At 60.4% G+C, this 23,238-nt stretch carries 24 protein-coding genes; 18 read left to right on the forward strand and 6 right to left on the reverse strand.

The genetic code is table 11. The features are described 5' to 3' along the window. Positions 1-269 precede the first annotated feature (269 nt). From DYE40_RS00185 to DYE40_RS00235, 11 genes are all read left to right on the forward strand, one after another. Positions 270-3,437, forward strand: a complete 3,168-nt coding sequence (locus tag DYE40_RS00185) for a tape measure protein (protein ID WP_115307201.1) — start codon at positions 270-272, stop codon at positions 3,435-3,437. A gap of 10 nt (positions 3,438-3,447) precedes the next feature. After that, positions 3,448-3,843, forward strand: a complete 396-nt coding sequence (locus DYE40_RS00190; RefSeq protein ID WP_115307202.1) for a hypothetical protein — start codon at positions 3,448-3,450, stop codon at positions 3,841-3,843. A 4-nt stretch (positions 3,844-3,847) separates the two neighbouring features. Continuing rightward, positions 3,848-7,375 (forward strand): hypothetical protein, encoded by a 3,528-nt coding sequence (locus DYE40_RS00195; protein ID WP_115307203.1) that lies wholly within the window; start codon positions 3,848-3,850, stop codon positions 7,373-7,375. Between the two features lie 114 nt (positions 7,376-7,489). Further along, the gene (locus DYE40_RS00200; protein ID WP_115307204.1) at positions 7,490-7,768 is read left to right on the forward strand and encodes a type II toxin-antitoxin system RelE/ParE family toxin; all 279 of its coding nucleotides are present in this window, start codon (positions 7,490-7,492) and stop codon (positions 7,766-7,768) included. Beyond that, a complete protein-coding gene (locus tag DYE40_RS00205; RefSeq protein ID WP_245944035.1) occupies positions 7,678-8,067 on the forward strand; it encodes a HigA family addiction module antitoxin in 390 nt (129 codons plus the stop codon). The genes DYE40_RS00200 and DYE40_RS00205 overlap by 91 nt, the downstream gene beginning before the upstream one ends. Positions 8,068-8,173: 106 nt before the next feature. Beyond that, entirely contained in the window at positions 8,174-9,082 is a 909-nt protein-coding gene (locus DYE40_RS00210) for a hypothetical protein (protein ID WP_115307206.1), read from the forward strand. Further along, positions 9,079-9,444 (forward strand): hypothetical protein, encoded by a 366-nt coding sequence (locus DYE40_RS00215; protein ID WP_244731562.1) that lies wholly within the window; start codon positions 9,079-9,081, stop codon positions 9,442-9,444. Before DYE40_RS00210 ends, DYE40_RS00215 begins: the two co-directional genes overlap by 4 nt. 54 nt (positions 9,445-9,498) lie before the next feature. After that, complete coding sequence (locus DYE40_RS00220) at positions 9,499-11,331, forward strand: hypothetical protein (RefSeq protein ID WP_147286533.1); 1,833 nt, start codon at positions 9,499-9,501, stop codon at positions 11,329-11,331. 77 nt (positions 11,332-11,408) lie between these two features. Continuing rightward, positions 11,409-11,636, forward strand: a complete 228-nt coding sequence (locus DYE40_RS00225) for a hypothetical protein (RefSeq protein WP_115307208.1) — start codon at positions 11,409-11,411, stop codon at positions 11,634-11,636. 114 nt (positions 11,637-11,750) lie between these two features. Next, on the forward strand, positions 11,751-12,125 hold the full coding sequence (locus DYE40_RS00230; RefSeq protein WP_115307209.1) for a hypothetical protein: 375 nt from the start codon (positions 11,751-11,753) through the stop codon (positions 12,123-12,125). Continuing rightward, entirely contained in the window at positions 12,122-12,391 is a 270-nt protein-coding gene (locus DYE40_RS00235) for a hypothetical protein (RefSeq protein ID WP_147286534.1), read from the forward strand. Before DYE40_RS00230 ends, DYE40_RS00235 begins: the two co-directional genes overlap by 4 nt. A 234-nt stretch (positions 12,392-12,625) precedes the next feature. Here the strand turns inward: DYE40_RS00235 and DYE40_RS00240 are convergent, their stop codons facing one another. Continuing rightward, positions 12,626-13,438, reverse strand: coding sequence for a KilA-N domain-containing protein (locus tag DYE40_RS00240; protein ID WP_147286535.1), 813 nt, complete (start codon positions 13,436-13,438; stop codon positions 12,626-12,628). Positions 13,439-14,057: 619 nt separating this feature from the next. Between DYE40_RS00240 and DYE40_RS00245 the strand changes: the two genes are divergently transcribed. After that, positions 14,058-14,270: a hypothetical protein gene (locus tag DYE40_RS00245; protein WP_115307212.1), complete on the forward strand. Its 213-nt coding sequence runs from the start codon at positions 14,058-14,060 to the stop codon at positions 14,268-14,270. Between the two features lie 152 nt (positions 14,271-14,422). Here DYE40_RS00245 and DYE40_RS00250 read toward each other — a convergent pair whose 3' ends face one another. Then, the gene (locus DYE40_RS00250; protein ID WP_115307213.1) at positions 14,423-14,803 is read right to left on the reverse strand and encodes a type II toxin-antitoxin system PemK/MazF family toxin; all 381 of its coding nucleotides are present in this window, start codon (positions 14,801-14,803) and stop codon (positions 14,423-14,425) included. Positions 14,804-15,224: 421 nt separating this feature from the next. Here DYE40_RS00250 and DYE40_RS00255 point away from each other — a divergent pair, with 421 nt between their 5' ends. Both DYE40_RS00255 and DYE40_RS00260 read left to right on the forward strand, forming a co-directional pair. Further along, complete coding sequence (locus DYE40_RS00255; protein WP_115307214.1) at positions 15,225-15,437, forward strand: hypothetical protein; 213 nt, start codon at positions 15,225-15,227, stop codon at positions 15,435-15,437. Between the two features lie 36 nt (positions 15,438-15,473). Beyond that, positions 15,474-15,944, forward strand: a complete 471-nt coding sequence (locus DYE40_RS00260) for a lysozyme (protein ID WP_115307215.1) — start codon at positions 15,474-15,476, stop codon at positions 15,942-15,944. Here DYE40_RS00260 and DYE40_RS00265 read toward each other — a convergent pair. After that, the gene (locus tag DYE40_RS00265; RefSeq protein ID WP_115307216.1) at positions 15,931-16,338 is read right to left on the reverse strand and encodes a type II toxin-antitoxin system HicB family antitoxin; all 408 of its coding nucleotides are present in this window, start codon (positions 16,336-16,338) and stop codon (positions 15,931-15,933) included. The genes DYE40_RS00260 and DYE40_RS00265 overlap by 14 nt on opposite strands. A 53-nt stretch (positions 16,339-16,391) precedes the next feature. Further along, complete coding sequence (locus DYE40_RS00270) at positions 16,392-16,577, reverse strand: type II toxin-antitoxin system HicA family toxin (RefSeq protein WP_115307217.1); 186 nt, start codon at positions 16,575-16,577, stop codon at positions 16,392-16,394. Between the two features lie 87 nt (positions 16,578-16,664). On the opposite strand from DYE40_RS00270, the gene DYE40_RS00275 reads away from it, so the two are divergent. Both DYE40_RS00275 and lysC read left to right on the forward strand, forming a co-directional pair. Beyond that, positions 16,665-16,997 (forward strand): hypothetical protein, encoded by a 333-nt coding sequence (locus DYE40_RS00275; protein ID WP_115307218.1) that lies wholly within the window; start codon positions 16,665-16,667, stop codon positions 16,995-16,997. After that, positions 16,900-17,148 carry an Rz1-like lysis system protein LysC gene (gene lysC, locus DYE40_RS13190; RefSeq protein WP_425451168.1) on the forward strand — a complete coding sequence of 83 codons (249 nt, stop codon included), beginning with the start codon at positions 16,900-16,902 and terminating at the stop codon, positions 17,146-17,148. The genes DYE40_RS00275 and lysC overlap by 98 nt, the downstream gene beginning before the upstream one ends. A gap of 11 nt (positions 17,149-17,159) precedes the next feature. Here lysC and DYE40_RS00285 read toward each other — a convergent pair whose 3' ends face one another. Next, the gene (locus DYE40_RS00285) at positions 17,160-18,149 is read right to left on the reverse strand and encodes a tyrosine-type recombinase/integrase (RefSeq protein ID WP_115307219.1); all 990 of its coding nucleotides are present in this window, start codon (positions 18,147-18,149) and stop codon (positions 17,160-17,162) included. A 428-nt stretch (positions 18,150-18,577) separates the two neighbouring features. Between DYE40_RS00285 and dnaX the strand changes: the two genes are divergently transcribed. Both dnaX and DYE40_RS00295 read left to right on the forward strand, forming a co-directional pair. Beyond that, complete coding sequence (gene dnaX, locus DYE40_RS00290; RefSeq protein ID WP_115307220.1) at positions 18,578-20,767, forward strand: DNA polymerase III subunit gamma/tau; 2,190 nt, start codon at positions 18,578-18,580, stop codon at positions 20,765-20,767. A gap of 50 nt (positions 20,768-20,817) precedes the next feature. Further along, positions 20,818-21,153, forward strand: a complete 336-nt coding sequence (locus DYE40_RS00295) for a YbaB/EbfC family nucleoid-associated protein (protein ID WP_115307221.1) — start codon at positions 20,818-20,820, stop codon at positions 21,151-21,153. A 589-nt stretch (positions 21,154-21,742) separates the two neighbouring features. On the opposite strand, the gene zwf is transcribed toward DYE40_RS00295, so the two are convergent. Continuing rightward, on the reverse strand, positions 21,743-23,155 hold the full coding sequence (gene zwf / locus DYE40_RS00300) for a glucose-6-phosphate dehydrogenase (protein WP_115307222.1): 1,413 nt from the start codon (positions 23,153-23,155) through the stop codon (positions 21,743-21,745). Positions 23,156-23,238 lie beyond the last annotated feature (83 nt).

Here is a 23,238-nt window from a genome sequence, read left to right on the forward strand (position 1 = left end):
GCATTTTCATCACCTCCTTTCTTTTTCGGATTTCCCGCCGCTCCCACGGCGGGATTTCTATTTCCTAATCCATGAAAAGAATTATAAACGTGTACACGTTTATAATCAAGCGTTTTTTAGAAAACAAACAAAAAAAGGCCGTCTGAAATTCAGGTGTTATGTGCGGCAATTGCGAAAACCGGCCTCCGTAATGAAGCCCGTCCGCGCCGTTTGGTGCGGGCGGTTTTTTAATATCCGCGCCAATTGAACGGATTTTGAAAAGGTGGCGTATGAGTGCGGCAAACATCAAGGCGGGTATTGAAATCACGGCGCAAACCGACGGCGCAGACGGCATTGCCAAGCTCGAAGCCGCTGTCGGCAGGCTGGATGCGGCAGCGGCAAAGGCGGGCGGCGGCACAAACGGCCTGACCCGCGCCGGCGGCAGGCTGGGGGCGCAAGCCGACGCACTGCCCGCCAAACTTACCCCCCTGTCGGCCTCCATCTCCGGCATGGGACGCACCATGCTGGCCGCTGCGGGCGTGGGCGGCGGCCTGTATGCCGTGAAAGAGGGTTTGCAGCGCATTTTGGACACTACCGCCGAATTTGCCGCCATCAAATCGCGCATGGAATACGCCTTTTCCGGCGCGGCGGGTGCGGCGGAGCAAATGGAGTGGGTGCGCGGCGTGGCCGCCGATTTGGGCTTGGAGCTCCAATCCGCCGCCAACGGCTACGCGCAGCTTGCCGCCGCCACCAAAAACATCAACCTTTCCACGGCGGACACGCAGCAGGTATTCAAGGGCGTGGCCTCTGCGGCCGCTTCGATGAACCTTTCCACCGAAGAAACCAACGGCGTACTGCTGGCCTTGTCGCAGATTGCCGGTAAAGGCAAAGTCAGCATGGAAGAGCTGCGCGGCCAGCTCGGCGAACGGCTTACGCCCGCAATGGCCGTGGCCGCCAAAGCGATGGGCGTTACCACCGCCGAATTGGAAAAGATGGTGGAAAACGGCATTGCCGCCGAAGACTTCCTGCCCAAATTCGGCGCGGCGATGGAAGAGGCTTTCGGCGGCACGGAGTCGGCCTCTGCTTCCGTAAACCGCCTGAAAAACCGCCTCGACGAATTAATGCTCAAATTCGGCGAAGCGGGCGGCATTTCCGATGCCTACCACGCCGTACTGGCCGACGTGGGCGCGGGTTTGGACAAGCTGGAAGCCGCGCTGGACGGCTTGGACGGCACGCTCACCGGCAACCTGTCGGATGCGTTTGCCGCCGCCTACGACACCGCCAAAACGGGCGCGGCGGAAGTGGCGCACCTGATTGAAAGCGTGATCGGCCAAATCAACGAAGCGGGCAATGCCGTCTCCGCGCTCTTGGGCGGCGGCGGGCAGGATTTCAACCTGCTCAAATCCCTGCTCGACGGCATCAATATCACATTAGGCGCAATCAAAGACGGTTTTGCCGCCATCGGCATTGCCGTGGAAACCTTTGCCGGCGCGGCGCAGTCGGCGGTTGCCTTGGTGTTGGAGGGCTTGGCCAAACTCAGCTTCGGCGAAGTGGCCGCCGGCTTCGAGCGTGCCGCCGCCGAGATGAAAGCCTCGGCGCAGAAACATTTTGCCCAAGCCGAGCAACGCGCCCTGGCGTTTGAGTCGGCCGCCGTGAAAGCGGCCAAACACGCGGCAGAAAGCGAAAGCGAACGCTTCGATCGTTTGGAAACAGAAGCCCGCGCCGCCTATCAGAGCGCGGCCGCCGAAGCGGTCAAAGCGGCGCAGACGGCCAAAGAGGCACAGGAAAAAGCGGCGCAGGCCGCCGGCACGGCGCAGGAAGAGGCGGCCAAAAAAGCGGCGGATGCGGCGGAGCAGGCCGCCCGCAGCAGCGAACGCGCCGCCCTCAAAGCGGAAGGCGCGTGGCAGAAGGCGGCGGTGGAAGCGGGCAAAAGCACCGAAGAAATGGCGCAAATCCGCCGCCCGCTGCTGGATGCGGGCATAGAGGCGGACAACACCGCCGGCAAGGTGTCGGCAATCGGCGGCGCGGCGCAGGGTGCGGCGGCCAAGCTGCGCGAAGCGTTCAAACAAATCGGCGTGGACACCGATGCCGTAACCGAAGGCATCAGCGCGAAAGCCAAACAGGCTTTTGCCGATTTTCAGACGGCCTCCAACCTTGCCCGCGAACAGGGCGTGGACGATGCCCGCCTGATTCGCAACGGCTTCGAGCAGATGATGGCCAAGTTGCAAAGTCCGGCCGAGTTTGCCGCCTTCCGCCGGCAGTTGGCCGACAGCGGCCGCAGCGCCGATTTGACCCGCGCCCAACTGCAACGCCTCAACGAAGCGGCGGAACACGGCGCAGACGGCGCGCGCACGGCCTACGATCGTCTTGCCCAATCCGTCAAAGCCGCCGCCGATGATGCCGCGTTGGAAACGCTGGCGGCACAGGCGCAGCAGGCGTTTTCAGACGGCCTGATTACCGCCGCGCAATACGGCCAAACCCTGTCCGAAGTGAAACGCCGCAGCGCGGAGGTGGCACAGCAGAGCGCGACAATGGGCGACACGGCAAAAGCCGCCCACGAGCAGGCCGCCAACGCCGCCCGCGCCCATGCGGATGCCGAAGCGCAAACCGCCAACGCCGCCGCGCAGGCAGCGCAGGGCGCGGACAAAGCCGCCGCCGGTGCGGTGCGCCGCGTTACCCGCCTGCACGAAGTGTTCTCCACGCAGCACGGCAACATCAGGCTCACGCGCGAAGAGTTTGCCGCACTCAATGCCGAAATCGACCGTTTCAACGTCGGCCAGCCCGAAAGCATGAGCGTAACGCGCTGGATTCAATACAAAAACCAATTGCAGGCGGTCAAAGACGGCTTTGCCGCCATCATCCGCGAAGCCGAAGAGGCGGGCGATGCCGTGTCGCAAATGGCACGCGATGGCACGATTAACCAGCAGGCACTTGCCCGCGCCGCGCAGGCCGCTGCCGAAGCCACCGGCAAGCTCGACTCCGTGCGCCTGACGAAATTGCACGCGCAAATCGACGAAGCGCGGCAGAAGCTGCGCGAAATGCAGAACGAAGCCAAAGAAGCGCGGGAAACTTTGGAGGCGGAACTGGCGGGACTGGACGGCAACGAAGAGGCCGCGCACGAATTGGAGGCGCGGCGCAAGATTGAAGCATGGAAGAAAAAAGCCGCAGAATCGGCGGACGACGGCACGGCGGCCGAATACCGCAAAGCGGCCGAATTGCAGGAGCAGCTCTACCGCCGCCAGCGGGAAAAGCGCGAAGCGGAAAAGCAGGCGAAAGCGGAAAAAACGCCCGATTTGTCCGCCCTGGCCGAGCCGCAGATCAATATCGGCTGGGATGGGGTGGCGGGCTTGATTGAAGAATGGAAAAACGCGCTGGAAAGGCGTGATGCGAAAGTGGCCGATGCGGCGGCGGCGGTCTTAATCGAAAAATTGAAAGACGGCCTGCGGCGGATGGTGTAAAGGATTGGATATGCAGCTCAAACGCAAAGACACCGGCGAAATCCTCGCCCTGCCGGACGATATGCAGTGGCAGGACGAGATGGAATGGAGCGCGGTGGCGCAGGCCGCGCCGCAGCGCACTTTGTCGGGCGGCCTCGTTATCCAGCAGGGGGTAAAGCAAAACGGCCGCCCGGTAACCCTTTCCGGCGATTGGGCGTGGCACAGGCGGGCGGATTTGCTGCGGCTGCGCGGCTGGAGCGACACGGCGGGCTTAATCATGACGCTGACGCTGCCGGACGGCCGCAGTTTCGATACTGCCTTCCGTCTGCACGACAAGCTGTTCGGCAAGGCGGAGGCGGTGGCCTTCCGCACCCCCGAAACGGACGACACGCCTTATCTGGCAACAATTAACTTAATGACGGTATAGCAAAATGGCAAAACTCACACAGCAAGACCTGCGGATTTACCCCTCGCAACGCCTCACCGACACGCCCGACGGCGGCGGCCTGATGGTGGGCGAGCCGCTCACCGGCAAAGACAACGAACTGTTCCCGCCGGTGTCCGATTTGGACAGGACGATGGGCAGTTTTGACGCGCGGCTGGTCTATCCCGGCGTGCTGCGCGACGATGCCGAGCCGCTCTACGGGGCGCATCTGGTTATTTCCGAGCCGCCCCAGGCGCAGAACGTGTCTTATTTGGCGTTTAAAGCAAAAAACTACGGCGAAAGCCGCGCCGATATTCTGCCGCGCATTGAGGCATACAGCGTGCCGACCATCGAAAGCCGCATGACGCTTTTGGGGCGGCATTTGGCGGGCGGTCGGCTGGTGCAGGCCTACCAGCGCGTCGAAGCCCCGCTGCCGAAGGTGGGCGAGCGGTATTGTTTGGAAAACCGCAGCCGCACGCGCCAGCAGTTTTTCCGCATTGCGTCGGTCAAAGACGAAATCCGCACCTTTGAAATCGTACTGCCCAGCGGGCAGACCAAAGAAATCCAACGGCGCGTGCTGAAAATGGAAATTCCCAACGCGCTGGTCGAAGACTTTAAAGGCGTGGACTACCCGGCCGAAGGCTATGCCAATGCCGAAACGCTGGTTTTGGAAACCCATGTGGCCGATTCGGCCAATTATTGCGGCGTGCAGCCTTTGGCCGAAGATTTGGCGGCGGGCGGCGCACAAGTGCTGGTAGAGAGCATTTTTGCCAAACTCGTCCCCACCGCCACGGTGGAAACCGCCGAAGCCGACGCGTATCCGGTGTCTTCCGAGACGTGGGTGCCGTCCGCGCCGCGCCGCAATGTGTTTCAGACGGCCGCCAAAGCCTCGGGCGATATTTGGCTGGAAAATCCGGTACTGCCCGGCAGCATCGAGATAGACGGCTGGGCAGACAACGGACGCGGCCAGCTCGTACGCGGCGGCGAGAGCGTGCAAGCCGACTACCGGCGCGGCCTGATACAGGCCTTTCCCGACAGCTACGGCCTGACCGTGTCCGCCATCCCCGCCGTGCCGGTCAACGCCGCCCGTTTTGCCGCTTTCTTGGAAATCAAAGACAGCAATCAGGGCACGCAGTTTGCCCCGCTGCTGCCGTCCGCCCCTGCCGGGCTGTCGGTGTCGTTTATGTCTTTGGGGGCGTGGTACACGCTCACCGACGAAGGCGGCGGCATTCTGCGCGACGAAGCGGGCGAAGCCTGCGGCACGGTGTCGGCCACAGGCTCGGTTGTCCTTAATCTGCCCGCCCTGCCGGATGTCGGCAGCCGCATTGTTTTCCAATGGGGCGACAAGAGCGTGTTCCAAACCTACGACGCGAAAGAGGCGGGCACGCAGCCGGCGGTCAAAACCCTGGGCGGCGGCGCGGTGCTGCCCGCTGCGGACGGCGGCTTCATCAAGCCCGGCACGCTGCGCCTGTCGTGGAACGGCAAAACGGCCACAGACGAAGCAGGCCGTCTGAAAGGCGCGGCGGCGGGCTATGTCGATTATTACGGCGGGCGGGCGGCCGTTTCAGACGGCCTCGAAGCCGCAGCCGTGGAAATCGCCTATCAGGCCTACACCGGCGAAGCGAAAGAATACAGCGTCGGCAAACAGACCACCGGTGCATTAAACCTCACACTCGGCCGCATCGCGCCCGGCAGCCTGTGCCTGCGCGTGGCCTACACCGCCCGCGCCACGGTGCAGACCGAAAGCTGGGTGCAGATGAAATACAACCGCCTGCAAGCCGGACAGATGGTCAACGGTGCGCAAATCGTCGAAGCGAAAAAACACGATTTGCGGCTGGCCTACGACAAAAAAGAAGTCTACGGCGCACAGGAAATCACCTTTACCGACAACGGCGCGGGCGGCCTGATGGCCGACGGCAAAACCCTGCCCGGCGCAACAATCGACTACGGCACCGGCAAAATCGTCCTGCCCGAACCGGACAGGCTCGGCCTGGCCATCTCCGGCACTTCGCAGGACACCGGCAGCGTCCAAATCCTGCCCGGCGCGTCGCAGGCCGCCGAATACGGCCGCGAGCGCGTGGTTGCCAATGTAGCCTACCAAATTCAGGCCGCCGCCTGCCGCTATCTGGACAGCACCGCCACCCGTCAGGTGCACCTTACCGAAACGCCGTCCAATGTGTGGGCCAACGTACTGCCGCAGTCGGGCGCGCGGCCGGTGCAGGACAGTTGGGCGTTTGACATCGGCGGCGTGCGGCTGATTGAGCGCGGCGGCGTGCTGTATAAAAACTTCAAGCCCGAAACCGGACGCGGCGAAGCGGCAGGCCGTCTGAATTTGGAAAACGGCAACGTGCAGGTATCCGATCCTTCGCTCAATCTGGCCGCGCTGAAAGTAACGGCGGGCATCGTATCCCTCGAACCCAAGCCCGCCTTCAGCTTCTGCGGCCGGGTCGGCGGCGCACCGGTCAAGCCCGAGAGCTTTACCGTCTATGCATCGGGCGGCGGCGGCCTGATTTCCGCCCGCTCCGACGCGGAAGGCAATCTTACGGGAGACTTTACCGGCAAAATCGACTACCGCACCGGCTTTTTCCAAATCGAACGGGAGCGCGGCTTTCTGCCCGACACCCTGCGCTACAACGTGGTGTTGCAGGACGACATCCCGCTCGATTCCTCCGTCATCGGCATCGATTCCGTGCGCCTGCCCGCCGACGGCCGCGTCCCCATCTTCCGCAAGGGCGACATGATCGTCATCGGCAACCGCCTGAAACAAAACCTCGGCAGCGCGTTCACGGCCGGGCAGCGCATCCCGCTGGAGCGGCCGGATGCCGACCGCGTCTGTCTGACTGACGCGGCGGGCAAACACGTCCTGTCCGAGCATTACACCGTATCCGCCGGCACGCTGGCCTTTGCCGACCCGCTGGATTTGTCCGCTTACCAAATGCCGCTGACGGCCGTGCAGGCGTGGGAAGAGGAAAACCGCATTGCCCGCGCCGACATATCGGGCCGTCTGAAACTGCAGTTTCCCGTGTCCCGCGCTTATCCGAAAGCGGGTACCTACGTTTCTTCCGCCCTGATTGCCGGCGATTTGCTGGTACGCGCCAGCGAGCCTTTCTCGCAGCAGACGTGGAGCAGGCATTGGAAAGACGAAATCGACGGCGAAGAAATCCTTGCGCGGCTGGACGTGCGCAACTACCCGTTCAAATTAATCAGCGGCGGCGCGGTAACGCAACGCTGGCTGATTCTGTTTACCTCGGAAAACCAGTTCGAGCTGTACGGCGAAACCCTCGGACTGGTTGCCAAAGGCGACACCCTGTCCGACCTGGCTCCCGCCAACCCCGCCACCGGCAAGCCTTATTTCACGCTGCCGCGCACGGCATTCGGCGGCGGCTGGGCGGCAAGAAACTGCGTGCGTTTCAACACCTACGGCACGCCCACGCCCGTGTGGATTTTGCGCGCCGTGCAGCCCTCGCCCGAGCGGCAGAGCCGCCGCGACGGCTTTACCGCCTGCCTGCGCGGCAACACCGTGGCCGACGGTTGAGGCCGTCTGAAAACCCTCGGGCATCAACGCGGCAATACGTTTCCGAAAAGCCGGATACTGGTCTTTTTGTATCGCCATGCGTTACAATATGGCAAACAGACGCGATACAGACAAATGATACTTTCATTCAGGCACAAAGGGCTGCAAAGGTTTTTTGAAACAGGCAGCAAGGCGGGCATACAGGCCGCCCACGCCCCCAAAATCGCCCGCATACTTGCCCGTCTCAACAGCGCGGCCGACCCCGCCGATATGAATATCGCAGGCTGGCGGCTGCACCCGCTGGCAGGCAGTTTGCAAGGCCATTGGAGCGTTACCGTCAGCGGCAACTGGCGCATTACCTTTACGCTGGAAAACGGCCGTGCCGAAATCGTCGATTATCAAGACTACCACTAGGAAAACCCATGCAGATGCACAACCCCCCGCACCCCGCCGAAACCATCCGAGAGGACATACTGCCCGCTTTGGGATTGAGCGTTACCGAAGCCGCGCGGCAGCTTGGCGTGTCCCGCGTAACCCTTTCCCGCCTGCTAAACGGCAAAGCGGGAATCAGCGCGGACATGGCAATCAGACTGCACGCATGGCTGGGCGAAAACAGCCCCAGCCCCGAAAGCTGGCTGCACCAGCAAGCCGATTACGATTTATGGCAGGCCGGCCAAAAAGAGCGGCCGCACATCATCCCTGCTTATGCCTGAACACGAATCCCGCCCCATGGCGGGATTTTTATTGCAGTGAAACCGCGCAGACCGCGCGGCAGCGGGGTTTTCCCTACCATAGCCTGCCCGACAGAAAGGAAACCCCATGCTGCGCACCGAACGTGTCCCCGTTACCCTCTACACCTCCGAAGACCCCTCCGCGCCCAAGCTCGCAAACGCCGCCGGCGCATTCAAAACCATCCTCAAAGCCTGCCTGCTTACCGGCTACGGCGCGAAAGCCGCCGCAGGCTGGGAGGCGGCTTTTGAAGGCAACAACAAAATCGCCCTGCGCCCCGCCGACCCCAAATCGCCGCGCGGCCTCATCCGCATCGACAACGGCACGGCCGGCATTGCCTACATACAGGCCTACACCGCCATGAGCGGCATCGACAGCGGCGAAGCGGTATTCAACCAAACACAGAACCTGCATCTGACCGACTATTCTTACCAAACACGCAAATGGTGGCTGATTGCCTGCCCGCGCGGCTTTGCCTTTTTTGCGGAAGGGCGCGGCGGCGGCTGCCGCTATCTGTATTTCGGCGACTTTCCCACGCTCTCGGCGGGCGACAACGGCAATATGGTTTGCATCGGCTCCTTCGGCCAATCCTACGGGCAAAACATTGTTCCAAGGGGGTTTTATTCGCGCGGTGGTAGCGCATACACTTTTGCCGCGCTGCTCAAATCCTACGACGGCCTGAGAAAAGGCGCGGGCGCAAATCTGCAAACTGCCGCATTTTCTCTATATTCTGCAAACGAGACTCCGCAGGAATACCCCTCGCCTGTTTCCGGCGGCTTTTCCGCCTTCCCCGTATACATTATGGAATACGCCAACAGCCTCACTATGCCGCGCGGGCTGCTGCCGGGCATCTCTGCCGTGGCCGAGCGTATGTCCGCCGTTCCCGTCGGCACCCGTTTTGACCAGCTCGCCGGCGAAAATTTCATCTGCATGGACTTTGGCGACGGCAACCAGCGCGATACCGCCGTTTTGGTAAACACCTCATATTGGGAAATATGATGAACAGCGTTTTTGCCCCGCGCATCCTCACATGGCGGCGGACGCGCCATGCCGTGCCGCAGAATCAGGTTTTTGCCGCCCGGTTTGTGCAGTACAGGGAACGCAACCACGGGCGCGGCATCATCGCCGGACGCGGTATCGGCATCGTTACCGTCGGCGGCAGGCCCGCATCCCGCCGCATCCTGCTGATTGAGCGCGAGCGTTTCAAAGTCATCGACGACACCTGGTCTGCCGACGACGGCAGCTATCTGTTCGAGCAATTGGACACCGGACAGGATTTCCTTGTCATCGCCCTCGACCACAAGCGGCAATACGAACCCGTTTGTTACGACTACGTCCGCGCCGTGGAAGATACCCCCTAAGCGCGCAGGGTGTGTCGCTTGCGACGCACGCGTCCTATGCCGCAAGGTCTGAACATGTCCGATTCCGTCAAATACAACGCCCTGCCGCTGCCCTTTGGGCGGCCTCTGTCCGGCACAAACGCCGCCGCCCTGCCGCTGCCCTTTGCGCGCCTGTTGGGGCAGACGGAGGAGGGCGGCAGTCTGCCCGATCCGTCTGATCCGCCCGCGCCGCCGCCAAGCCGCCGCGTGCCGGTAGCCGCCGCTTTCGCGTTTCCGAATGCCGCCGCAGCGGGGGCTGTCGGGTGCCTGAATGCCTTTTCAGACGGCCTCGAAGTACAGGCCGCGCCCCGCTTTGTGCAGAGCGAAAGCCTGCCGCTCTCCGCCTGCCTGCGCTCCGCCGTGGTTGGCATGCAAGAGCTGCGCCGCTGCGCCGCCCAAAACACAAGCGTTTCAGACGGCCTCCAACGCCGCACCGCTATCCGCTACGGCAAGGCGGAACAACTGCGCCGCTGCACCGCCGCCCATACCGGCCGCTACGCCAAGCTGCGCCGCTGCACCGAAGCGGTGTTGTCCGCCCTGTCGCAGGCACGCGCCTGCACCGTGCAAACCACCACCGCACAGCAGCCGCTGGCACGCTGCGCCGCACTCGGCCTGCTGCACAAACAGCCGCTTTGCGCCTGCCTGCGCACACGCCACAGCGCAGCCCTGCGCCCGCCGTGCGAATGGCACGACATCCCCATACCGACCCCGCCCGATCCCGAAACCCATCTGTGCGGCAAACGCCCCAAGTCCGACCGCCTGCCGCTGCCGCTGCGCCGCCGCCACATCGTCCACCATCCCGCCGCCGTGCCGCTGCCCTTTGCCTGCGATGCGCAGGCGCACACGCCCATTTTGAAGGTTTACATGATTGAAAACAAAATCCGCGCCACAGCGGGCGGCAAACCGCTGGAACTCTTTTCCGCCTCGTTCACCGCCGACACTTCCGGCTACTGCTGGCTGGGCAGCCTGACCATCCCGCCCGAAGACTTCGCCCGCCTGGATATGGACGGGCGCGAAAAAGGCCGCGAAGCCCTGATTGAAGCAGACATCAACGGCGAAACCTTCGCCATACTCGCAGAGGAATACCGCGACAACCGCAGCTTCGGCCAAAAAAGCTACACCGTTTCCGGCCGCAGCCGCAGCGCACGGCTGGGCGAAAGCTACGCCGCACGGCGCGGCGGCCTCATCGACAACCCGATCTACGCCCGTCAGATTGCCGATCAGGCCCTTAAATACAGCGGCATCCGCATTGCCGACTGGCAGGCCGCCGACTGGCTGATACCCGGCGGCATCTATTCCACCGAAGGCAAGACCCCGATGGCCGTGGTGCGCGAGCTGGCCGAAACGGCGGGCGCGTTCGTATACAGCCATCCGGCGCGCGGCGAAATCTCCGTCCTGCCCAAACGCAAAGCCCCCGCCTGGCAGCAGGCCGCGCCCGACCGCGTCATCCCCGCCTCCGTCATCGTCAGAATCAGCGGCAGCCTGTCCGTCCGCCCCACCGCCTCCGGCGTATTCGTTTATGCCGAACACAATCAGGGCAAAGCCGCCGACGTGTACAAAAAAGGCAGCAGCCGCGAACCCCGCGCCGCCGCCCTGATCGGCCCGCTCTACACCGATTTGTCCGTTCTCGAAGCCGCCGGAGTCGCCGCCCTCAACGAAGCGGGCACGCACAAAACCGAATCCGTAACCCTGCCCGTAGCGGAAAAATACGCCATATCCCGCGCCGAATTGGGCGAAATCTGGGAAATCCAAGAGCCAAGCGGCAACTGGCAGGGCGTGGTAACCGGCCTGACCCTGTCCGTCGAAATCGAAAACGACGCGCCCGTCGTCATGCAAACCGTCAGCATAGACCGCTACATCGCCGACTAGCCGCGCACGCGTCCTATGCCGCAAAGCACCCCCGCCGGATAACGGCAAAGGCCGTCTGAAAACCAAAAGGAAAGCCCGTGAACCTCTACCAACAACTCATCAGCCTCACCGACCGCCACACCCGCGCCGCCGCCACACTCACCACCGATCTCGGCGGCGGCACATGGCAGGCGCAAACGCAAAGCGGCCGCACCGTCATCCTGCGCGGGCAGGGCGAAGCGGGGCGGCGCGTGTTCTACGACGCAGGCACGGGCAGCATCCTAGCCCCCGCGCCCGATTCGGACATAAGCGATATTGCCGTATGAGTGAAGCGGTACACGGCGCAACAGGCCGTCTGAAAAGACACAATCAAGATAAGGGAAAACAGCGGCGCAAACCGCAACGGCCGCAACAGGCCGTCTGAAAACAAAGGAAAAACCATGCCCATCGAAACAAGCACTTCCGCCGCCTACCTGTACAGCATAGGCGGCATCGGCATCGTCGGCACCCTGTTCGGCATGCCGCTGGACGCGCTGATACTCGGCGGCTTATCCGGCGCGGTGGTGCGCGGCCTGCATCCGGCCGCCTCGCGCCAAGCCGGCTTCTTCTCCATCCTGCTGTCCATGCTTCTGGCCGGCGCGGTTTCGCCCGTGCTGGCCGAATGGCTGGTGCAGCGCGGCGCACTCGACCCGCAGCGCGCCGCCGAACTGCTCAAACCCCTGCTGCCCGTCGTGCTTGGCGGCGGCTGGCCGTGGCTGCTGCCGCTGGTGCGCGAGCATATCTTAGGCCGTCTGAAAAAGGAGGACAAAGCATGAACGCCCCATCCCTGATGAATCTTGCCAACCTCGCATCCGCGCTGCTCATCTTCGTGCACTGCGCCTGCCGCCTCACCGTGCAACGCTGGACGCTGCGCCAGCCCGAATTGTGGATACACGCCGTCTTGCTCGCTTCCGCCGTCGGCGTGGCCGCCTCTTCGGCCGACACCGCCAACCCGCACGAAGTCATCCTCAACGCCGCCACAGCCGCCTACTTCGCCGCCCAGACCTGGCGTTTGCGAAACAGCAGGGCGCGCAACTGGTAGGCCGTCTGAAAAGCAGGCAGGCAGGACAAACGCGTGCGTGGCTGCGCCACACACCCTACCCAAACCACAGAGGCCGTCTGAAAAAACACGTAGGGTGTGTCGCCAAAGCGACGCACGCGTCCCAAACCCCGCAACAGACACCCCTACCGCCAAAGCAAAAACCGCGTGCGCGGCTGCGCCACACCCCACGCGGAAATCAGCCGGTGCGTGCCGCACCGGCCGCGCACGCAGCCTTTACAGCATCCGCCCCAGCATCTGCCGCACGGGCGCGGGGTCTTGGAGGCCGTCGGCAAGCCGCGTCAGGCTGTGTTTGGCGGAGTGCAGCCACGTATGCGGCTCTTGCGAGAGCGAGAAAGCGCGGCCTGCGTAGTGGCTGCCCAAGCCGCGCAGCGAATCGGACAGCGGGCGCAGGAAGTCCATGCTGTCGGAAAGATATTTCAGGCACACGGCAAGATTGTGGATTTCATGGTCGGCCAGATGTTTTTCAGACGGCCTGTCCGGCCGCTCCAACACCTCGCCCGTCAAAGCATTGTCCAGCGTCAGCGCGTGGACATAGCGCACCGCATCGGGCAGGATTTCGCGCGGCAAATCCTCGATTTTCTCCACGCCGAAACGCTGATGCACCATATTGTAGGCGGTGGAATAGTCCACCCGCCGCAGCCCCACCAAAGCGGACACCGCCTGCCGCAGCGGCGTGCGCTCGTCAACGGAAGTCGGGGCGGATTCGGCTTTCAGACGGCCTGTAACCACCGCGTCAAAGGTGCGGATGACCAGCAGGAAGAATTTGGCGGAAATCCAAGTGGCGTAGGCGTAAACCAGTTCCTTGCACACAAACGTGCCGCGGTTTTTGCCGCCGTGTACCACTTCGGCAGCCTTGCCGCCTTGCGCTTCGATTTCGGCGATCAGCTCTTGGGTTTGGGAAATGCGCAGCCAGTTGGCTGGTTTGTGATTGTCGCAGCCGCCTGCTGCTTTGTGCAGGTCGTTCAGATTGTAGAGTTGGTTTTCGGTTTGGCGCACGGCCACGTTTGAGATTTGAATTGAGTTCATGATGAACACCTTTGTAAATTGATTGATGAGATGCCGCAAAAGGGCGGCGGGCTTCAATCACCGTACAAAGTCGGCGGAACTTATTTCCCGAAGGTGTTGTATTCGTTCTCTCGACCCGCCATTGACTGGGATTTTTCAAGTCTCATATTTGAGCCTTGAAATAAAATCAATGACTTAATCCGTGTATTTTTTGTTCAGGCACAAAAAAGCCGCGCTATCGGGGCGATTTGAACCGCTTTGTAAAGTGATGAGCGGATTATCATTCACGGCTTTATTTTTTGTCAATCACTTTTTTAAAAATCCATGTGCGCAAAATTGCGCTTATGGCAAAAATCAACGACTTAGCTTAAAAAAATCCGCAGAAAGGGCTTGACTGTATTACTGCTTTTTATTATAATACGCCTCATGGATTAGGAAATAAGAAACCCGCCGTTGGAGGCGGCGGGAATCCGAAAAAGAAAGGAGGTGATGAAAATGCAGAAGTTCCTAATCTTCGTGATTTTGCTTCTTATCAGCTTGCCGGCATATTAAGAAGTAGAATCTAAGCAGTAAAAAGGGCGGCAGAACACCGCTGCCCTTCCTCCAATCTTTTGAAAACTATACCACAAGGAAAAACATCATGGCAAACGCCAATACGGAACACAGTAAAAAACTGCGTCAGCAAACGGCGGCCAAGTGGCAGCGGGAAAAGCTGGCCAGCGGCGAAAGGCGCACCATGACAATCAACGGCAAAGCCGCCGAAATGGACATTATCGACGCGGCCATAGCCAAAGCGGGCGGCAGCCGTACGCAGGCTTTGCTGAAAATCTGCAAAGAATGGCTGGGGGAGTAGCTTTAGGGCGGTGCAGGCGCAAAAGACAAAGGGCACCGGATAAATCCGATGCCCTATCACGACGGCAGGCAGCTTGTCATCGCTTAGTGCCTGCCGCCGGCTGCCCATTTTGCAGGACAGTCTTACAAGCCCCTTGCGGGAACATTGGCAGTTTAGTACAGCCTTAATGCGTTGGCAACCGCTGTTTTGATGGAGGCAAAGTCGTCTATACCGATTACGGGGACGCAGCGCTCGCCGTTGGCGGGTTTGTAACGATCCAGCCGTGCCAGAGATACGGTGGCGGGCATGTCGCATTTTGCCCAGCATTCGATATGTTGCTTGTCGGGCAGGGGGTTGACGCTCATTTTGTGGTGGTAGGCGGCGTATATAGCCGGCTCGGTGGAACTCAACGGCACAATGGTTACGAGTTGGCCGTTGTGCCGGTGGCGGGCCAGTACGACAACTGGCCGCTTTTTTATCATTTCGGGTTCTTCGTAGCCGCGAAAGTCGCATATAACGACGCTGCGTTCTCTTGGTTGGAACTTTAATGCCATGATATTTAAGTGCTTGCGATGACTCGGCAATCATAACGAAGTGCAGGATGGGGTACAAGGTTTTTTTAAAATCTCACTACACAGATTTATGTAGTAAAATAAAATCAACGGCTTAACTTGTTTACAGGCAGCAAAAATCCGCAGAAAGGGTTTGACTTTTTTATATAGTAGCCATATAATACAACCATTCAGAAACACTTACGCCCCATCGGGGGCAACCGACAGGGCGAAGTTAAGGCTGAATGGAAAGGCTGTACAAAATGGCTAAAATTGTTTTCATACTGTTTCTGCTGTTAGTCGCTAGCAACGTCTACTAAGCATAAGTAAGTAAACAAGGGGTGGCAGAACACCGCGCCCCTTTAGCCAAACCATTCAGCTGCATACTTTACCGTTAAATTGATTTTTTTACAAGGGCAACATCATGGCAAACAGCAACAGCGAACATTCCAAAAAACTGCGTCAGCAAACAGCCGCCGCATTTGCGCGTGCCAAGCTTCAAAGCGGCGAGTATGTGCAAATGTCGGTCAAAGGCAAGGCAGAGGATATGGCAGTGATCCGCGCCGCCATGGACAAGGCGGGCGGATCGAATGTGCAGGCCTTGCTGAAAATCTGCAAGGAATGGCTGGGGGAGTAGCTTTCAGACGGCCTCAAAGCAAGAAAGGAAAAGCAAATGAATGAAAACCTCAAACTCGACAACACGGGCTATGCCCTGCTTGCCCGCTTCGAAGGCACGCGCAGCCGCGCCTATCTCGACAGCGCGGGGATTCCGACAATAGGCATCGGCTTCATCCGCTACACGCTGGGCGCACGCGCAGGCCAGCGCGTGAAAATGGGCGACAGCATGAGCGAAGCCGAAATCCGCGCCGAATTTCTCAACCAGGTGCAAAGCTACGAAGCGGCGGTGCGCCAATACGTCCGCGCCCCGCTCACCCAGTCGCAGTTTAACGCCTGCGTTTCGCTCTGCTACAACATCGGCACAGCGGCCTTTGCCAAATCCTCCGCCGTGCGCCTGCTGAACGAAAAACGCTATCAGGCCGCCTGCGCCGCCTTTGCCCTGTGGAACAAAGCAGGCGGGCGCGTGGTGCGCGGGCTGGAAAACCGCCGCAAAGAAGAACAGAAAGAGTTTTTCAGGAACGGTTGAGCGCGTCCAGCGCGGCACGGGCGAGAAAGCCGCTGCGTGTTTCATGGTGTATGGCGGTGTATTCGTCCACGCGGTCGAGCAAATACTGCGGCCAGCTCACATTGAAGCGCGTCTGTTTGGAAAACACGGTTTCATCCACCTCTACCAACACCCACATAAGCGCGTCGGCATAATCGGGCAGGCTGCGCAGCTCGGCAATGCCGCGCGGCGCGGTAACATATTCCAAGCTCTCGGCAATCATGCCCTCAATGTGGAACGCGGCGGCGGCTTTCGCGTCGGCCAAGGCCTCCTCCACCGTATCGCCCACAGGATAGCAGCCGGGCAGGTCGGGAATGACTATGCCGTAGCCGCTTTGCCCCGCATCTTGAAACAGGGCGGCCGGATAGTAAATCATGCTTTGTCCTTTTTTCGGATATGGCAGGGAAAGCCCCTTGCGGGGCGTTTGTTTCAAAAATCCAAACCCGATTTCTTTTTTGCATCTTTCAGTTGCCCCAAAGATACGTCTTTTTCGGGATGGCTGATGGTAATCAAGTGTGGAACGCCGTCTTTCTTAAACTGATGGTGGCTGCCTTTCACTCGGACAAGCTGCCAGCCGCCGGCTTCGAGAATAGCGATTAACTCCCTGCTTTTCATATCCTTTCCTTGTTTGTTTAAGATGTGTGTATTATTACACAAAAAGCAAGTAAGGGCAAGCGTTTTGTGTATTTTTGGAGAAAATTAATGTTGTTTTTAAAACATTGGAAACCCGCCCTTGCCGCCGCCCTCTGTGTTGCGCTGTTTGCCGCATGGCAGGCCGACCGCGCCGCGCAATACAGACGCGGGCAGGCCGACAAGGCCGCCGAAATCAGCCTTGCGCTGGCAGAAGCGGCGCAGAAGCAGGCTGCAGCCGCGCGGCAGGCGAGCGCAGACTATCAGGCCGCAAAGGCCGAACGCGAGCAGAAAGAAAGGATACGCTATGTGCAAGTGCAGAAAACCATCGAACGCCCTGTTTACCATACTGACTGCATCGATACTGACGGCCTGCGCCAACTCAACGCCGCCATCGCAGAATAAACCGCCCGCCGATTTGGTGCAGCCCTGCGCCAAGTTGCAGCCATTGGACGGAACGACGGGCGCGGACATCCTGCCCTGGGCATTGCAGACCGTGCATCTGTACAAAGACTGCGCCGAGAGACACAACGCGCTGGTTTCGGTGTTCAAGTAAAACCCGCATACTCAATCCAGCAAATCAGCCACTTCGGCCATATCAGGGTTGTAATAGACATTGAGCAAAATCCGCAAATCCCTGTGGCCGCTGATTTTTGCCAGCGTTTCCACGGGGACTTTTTTTGCCATCCGCGTCAAGGCTTCGCGGCGGCTGTCGTGAAAGTGCAAATCCGCAATGCCGCAACTGTCGCGGGCGCGGCGGAACACGACATCCAGCGTTCCCGTATCCAGCGCGAAGACGCGGGTGTCGTCTATGCCGCGCAATTGCTCCAAGATAGACAAGGCGCGGCGCGACAAAGGAACATCGCGGCTGTGGCCGTTTTTCGTCATGGGCAGATGAGCGAGACGGCGTTTGAAATCAATGTCCCGCCACTTCAGACCACAGATTTCGCCTGCCCGCATCGCTGTTTCCACCGCAAACAGAAACGCCGCCGCCGCCCGCTGGTAAACCAGCTCGGGCTTGGCATCGGACGAGTAGAGCAGGGCGGTGCAGAGTGCGTCAATCTCGCTTTCAGACGGCCTGCGCGTGCGGGCTTTCGGTTCTTTGGGTTTGCTGATTTTGGACAAAGGATTTTCCCGCAGCAGCCCCCATTCCTTTACGGCATGGGTACAGATGGCAGACAAGATGCCGATTTCACGCAGCACGCTGCCCGCCGATACCTGCTGCAGCCGCCTGTCGCGCCAGTCGGCAAAGTGCTGTGGCCGCAGGTCGTCAAGGCGAATTTCAGCCAGCGGATCGCGCAGAAATGCCCGGATGCGCAAACCCTCGAACTTCGCGCCGCGCCGCGTCGGGGTTACGCTGCTCAAGTAACGCTGTAAAATGTCGGCGAAATAAGTATTGCGGTCGGCGTTGCCCTGCACGCCGTCAAGAATCAGCGTCTCCATCCGCGCCGCCCACGCTTTCGCATCCGCATGCCGCTCGAAAGTGGCGGACTTGGAAACGCCGCGAAGACGGACTTGGGCGCGGTATTTTCCGTTGCGCTGGGTAATGGTTGCCATATCGTTTTTTGGTGCAAATTTGGTGCAAAGAGTATAACGCCAAATGTGCCAACGGCTTGCAATAGTCCGCTATCTTGATTTTTAGCTGTTGATTTTTCACGCAATATGCAACAATACGAAGTAATGGTTTTTTATTTCCAGTGCTTGCCGCCGGCACCAAGAATTTATTTGTATTCAGCAGGCTGTAAGCCGTTTGGTGAAAAATATAAAAACAGCCGCCTAAATTCGGGCGGCTGTTTTTATATTTTCAGATTTTCAGACGGCCTCCCGAATATCTCCGCAAATGTCCTGCACAAGGCCTGCCATTTTAGGTTAAGGCCGTTTGCAGCAGCTTCCCGCCTTTCGGACGGCCTTGTTCGTTTCGTTTATAATGCGCCGTTTTTCATCCGAAGTGCCGTTGTTTTCAGACGGCCTCACGAGCATTTCCCATGGCATACCAAGTCCTTGCCCGCAAATGGCGGCCGAAAAAATTTGCCGATTTAGTCGGTCAGGAACACGTCGTCAAAGCCCTGCAAAACGCCCTCGACAAAGGCCGCCTGCACCACGCCTATCTGCTTACCGGTACGCGCGGTGTGGGTAAAACCACCATCGCCCGCATCCTCGCCAAAAGCCTCAACTGCGAACACCCCGCCCACGGCGAACCCTGCGGCACCTGCACCGCCTGCACCCAGATTGATGCCGGCCGCTATGTCGACCTGCTCGAAATCGATGCGGCTTCCAACACCGGTATCGACAACATCCGCGAAGTGCTGGAAAACGCCCAATACGCTCCCACCGCCGGCAAATACAAAGTCTATATCATCGACGAAGTGCACATGCTCTCCAAAAGCGCGTTCAACGCCATGCTCAAAACGCTGGAAGAGCCGCCCGGCCACGTCAAATTCATTCTGGCCACCACCGATCCGCACAAAGTCCCCGTTACCGTCCTCTCCCGCTGCCTGCAATTCGTATTGCGCAACATGACCGCACAGCAGGCCGCCGCCCATCTCGAACACGTCCTTGCCGCCGAACAGATTCCCTGCGAGCAGGCTGCCCTGCATCTGCTTGCCCGCGCCGCCAACGGCTCCATGCGCGACGCACTCAGCCTGCTCGACCAGGCCATCGCCATGGGTTCGGGCAATGTGGCCGAAGCCGACGTGCGCCAAATGATCGGTGCGGTAGACAAACGCTATTTATACGAACTAATCGGCGCACTTGCCGCCCAAAACGGCGAGGCTCTGCTGCATCAGGCGCAGGAAATGGCCGAACGCGCCGTCGGCTTCGACAACGCGCTGGCCGAGCTTGCCCTGTTGCTGCAACGCCTTGCCCTGATACAGACCGTACCCGCCGCCGTGCCGGCAGACGACCCCGAACGGGAAACGCTGCGCACCCTCGCCTCCGCCCTGAGCGGCGAACAAATCCAGCTCTACTACCAATGCGCCATACGCGGCAAACAGGATTTGAGCCTCGCCCCCGACGAATACGCCGGCTTCGTCATGACCCTTTTGCGGATGCTTGCCTTCGCGCCCCTTGCCGCGCCCGCGCAGGACGGTGCGCAAATCGCCGGCACCGCTCTGCACGACCCCGTTCCCGAAGCTGCCGTGCAAAATCAGCCCGCCGCCCCTGTTTCTACTGCACCTGTTGCCGCTGACGGTGTGGCGCAGAACGCGGATTCCCCGCCGTGGGAAGAGGCTGCCGCGCCGCAGCAGGCAGACGGTTTTGCCACATCCGCCGCACAGAGGCCGTCTGAAAAAAAACAAGCCGACGCAGGTGCACGTGCAGACATGCCTGCACGCGAGAGGCCGTCTGAAAACCTACTGTCCGAGCGGCACGGCGTACAGGCTGCGGAAACAGAAGCGGAGCAAGACGGAGCCGGCGGCCGCGAAGAATCTTCCGATTCCAGGCCGTCTGAAAACACGGAATCCGCTGCCGGTATTCCAGAAGCTGCAGCCTTCCCCGAAGCTGCCGCGCAAACTGCCGCAGTTTCCGCGTCGTCCGCCAACGACCCGGTCCAAGCCGAAGCGCAGAGGCCGTCTGAAAACAGCCGCAGCAAGCAGCAGCCGCAGCGGGAAGAGGCGGAAGAAGCTGATTGGGACGACGGCCTGATTCCGTTTGACGATCTGCCCACGCAGCCGGAAAGCGGCGCAGACGGAGGCGAAGCCGACGAAGAGGAAGCCGATTTTGCCCCTCTGCCAGCACTTGCCGCCGAAAACTGGCATGCCATCGTCAGGCGTTTGAAAAAACGCCTCAGCGCGGCACAGATGCTGGCGGACAATATGGCCTGGACTCGCTACGACGGCAGCGCGTGCCGCCTGTTTTTCGCCCTCAACGGCAACAGCCGCACCACCACCACCAAAGAATATTTCGACAAAATCCGCGACACCCTCGCCGAAGCCTATTGTCTGCCGGATCTTGCCGTGCAAACCGAAGTCTGGCAGGCGGATCAAGGCTGGGAAACCCCCGCCATACGCCGCCGCCGCATCCAGCAGGAAGGACGGCAGGAAGCCCGCCGCCGCCTCGAAGCCGACCCCGCCTGCCAGACCCTGATGGCTGCAGTACAGGCGCAAGGCTGGATAGAAGGCAGCCTCAAACGCACCGAAGACCTCGGCGAATACGATGGCGAAGCAGAGGCCGTCTGAAAACATTTCCAACCCGTAAACCAACCCATACAGATATAGGAGTATTCCCAATGTTCGGAAAAGCAGGACTGGGCGGCTTGATGCAGCAGGCCCAAAAAATGCAGGAAAACATGAAAAAGGCACAGGCCGAATTGGCGGCCACCGAAGTAGGCGGCGAAGCCGGCAACGGCCTGGTCAAAGTCGTGATGACCTGCGGCCACCAAATCCGCAGCATCGACATCAGCCCCGAGCTGATTGCCGAAGCGGCCGAAGACAAAGAAATGCTCGAAGACCTCGTTCTCGCCGCCGTCAATGCCGCCCACGAAGCGGCCGAGTCGCTCACTTCCGCCACCATGGGCAAATTCACCCAGGGGCTGCCCGCAGGCATAGGCGATTTCTTCAAATAAGCCTGTTTTGCAGACAACACGGTTTTCAGACGGCCTGATGCATTGCGTGTCAGGCCGTCTGAAAACAGGGCGGAATAAAAACTGCGGACTTGCCGCACGGCCTGTTCCCTTTTCTGTTTTGTTCCGCTGTAAAAAAACCGTGTTTCCACTGATGGGAACACGGTTTTTGTTTGCACGGCAGCTAGGGTAGCGCACGCGGTTTCAGAATATCTGCAAAACAAAGAACGCGTGCGCCGCTTGGGCGGCACACCCTACTTCATCATCCGCTTTTCCGCTTATTTTGTTTCACGATACCTAAGGGTAGGGCAATGTCGTGATAACCATCTGGCTTGGTGCAGCAGCCGCATTGCGGGCAGAAGGTTTGCGGCGTGGCGGTGCAAACAGGCGTAGGTTGTCTGTGCCGCCGGGTTCGCAGGCAATGATGTTGTGATTGCCAAGTCCGTTTAAAAGCGGGCTTATGCACCGGGCGCGGCAGCACCCGCGCTACACAGGCCGTCTGAAAAACGGAAGGCCGTCTGAAAATCCGTTTTAGAGGCGGTTCGGACGGCTTTTTTTTGTGAGGCCGTCTGAAAACGGCGCAGGCAGGGGTTCAGTCTCCTTCAAACCATGTGTCGCCCTGTGCCAGCAGGCGTTCTGCGGCGGCGGGGCCGCTGCTGCCGGCGGGGTAGGGGTGGGGCGGTCGGGGGTGCTGCCGCAGGAAGGTCAGGGCGGGTGCCAGCCATGCCCAGGCGGCTTCGAGTTCGTCGCGTCGGTTGAACAGGGCGGCGCGGCCGGCTATGGCTTCGAGCAGCAGGGTTTCGTAGGCGGAGGGGCGGCGGCCGGAACGGGTGTCGAAGCAGGCTTCGGCGGGAACGGTATGGTTTGCGCCGTCGGGGGTTTTGACGTTGAGGCGGAGGCGGACGGTTTCGTCTTCGGCTTGCAGGCTGATGACGAGGCGGTTGGGCAGCAGGGTGGGAAAGAGGCCGTCTGAAAGCGGGCGGAAACCGATGACGATTTCGGCGGAGCGGCGGGCAAGGCGTTTGCCGGTGCGCAGGTAGAAAGGGACACCCTCCCAGCGGGGGGTGTCGATGCGGGCGCATAGGGCGGCGTAGGTTTCGGTGCGGCTTGCTGCGGGAACTTTGTGTTCCTGCGTGTAGCCTTTGAGGCCGTCTGAAAAGGCGTATTGGCCGAATACGGCATCGCGTTCGGGATCGAGGGGGCGGAGGCTGCGGATGAGTTGCAGCTTGGCATCGCGCAGGTGGCCGGCAGACAGGCTTTGCGGGCGTTCCATGGCGGTGAGGCAGAGTATCTGTATGATGTGGTTCTGCACCATGTCGCGCAGCGCGCCTATGGTGTCGTAAAACTCGCCGCGCTCTTCCACGCCGAGGGTTTCGGCAAGGGTGATTTGTACGGATCGGATGTGGCGGTTGTTCCACAGCGGCTCGAACAGGCTGTTGCCGAAACGCAGGGCGAGGAGGTTTTGCAGGCCGCTTTTGCCGAGGTAGTGGTCGATGCGCAGGGTTTGGTGTTCTTGGAAATACTGTGCCACGCCGTCGTTGATAAGGCGGCAGGATTCGAGATCGGTGCCCAGCGGTTTTTCGAGGACGACGCGGGCGTTTGCGCCGTTGAGGCCGTGTGCGGCAAGGCTGCGGCAGGCTTGGGTAAAGAATTTGGGGGCGGTGGACAGATAGAAAACGGTGCTTTCGCTGTCGGTTTTGCCGTGTATTTTGGCGGCAAGTGCGGCGAAGTCCCGCTCATCGTCCATATCGAGGGGGTGGTAGTCGAGCCGTTCGGCAAAAGATGCCCACACATTGGGGTCGGCATCGTCAGGCTTGGCCTGCTGCTCGGCTTTGGCGACAAATCCGGCACGGGTCAGGCGGCTGCGGCTTGCGCCGAGTATGCGTCCGAGGGGGTGGAGTCTGCCTGCGGCGTGTGCGTGGTAAAGGGCGGGCAGGAGCTTGCGCATGGCGAGGTCGCCGGTTGCGCCGAAGAGGACGAGATCGAAGTTTTTCGGGGATTCCATGGGGCTTTCGTTTGCGGCTTGCGGCTGCTTTTGCAGGCAGAGTTTTGAAAAAGGCGCGGTTATGCTACACGGGGCGGCGCGGG

The sequence above is a fragment of the Kingella potus genome, from assembly GCF_900451175.1.
In the GTDB taxonomy this organism is placed as follows: Bacteria; Pseudomonadota; Gammaproteobacteria; order Burkholderiales; family Neisseriaceae; genus Neisseria; species Neisseria potus.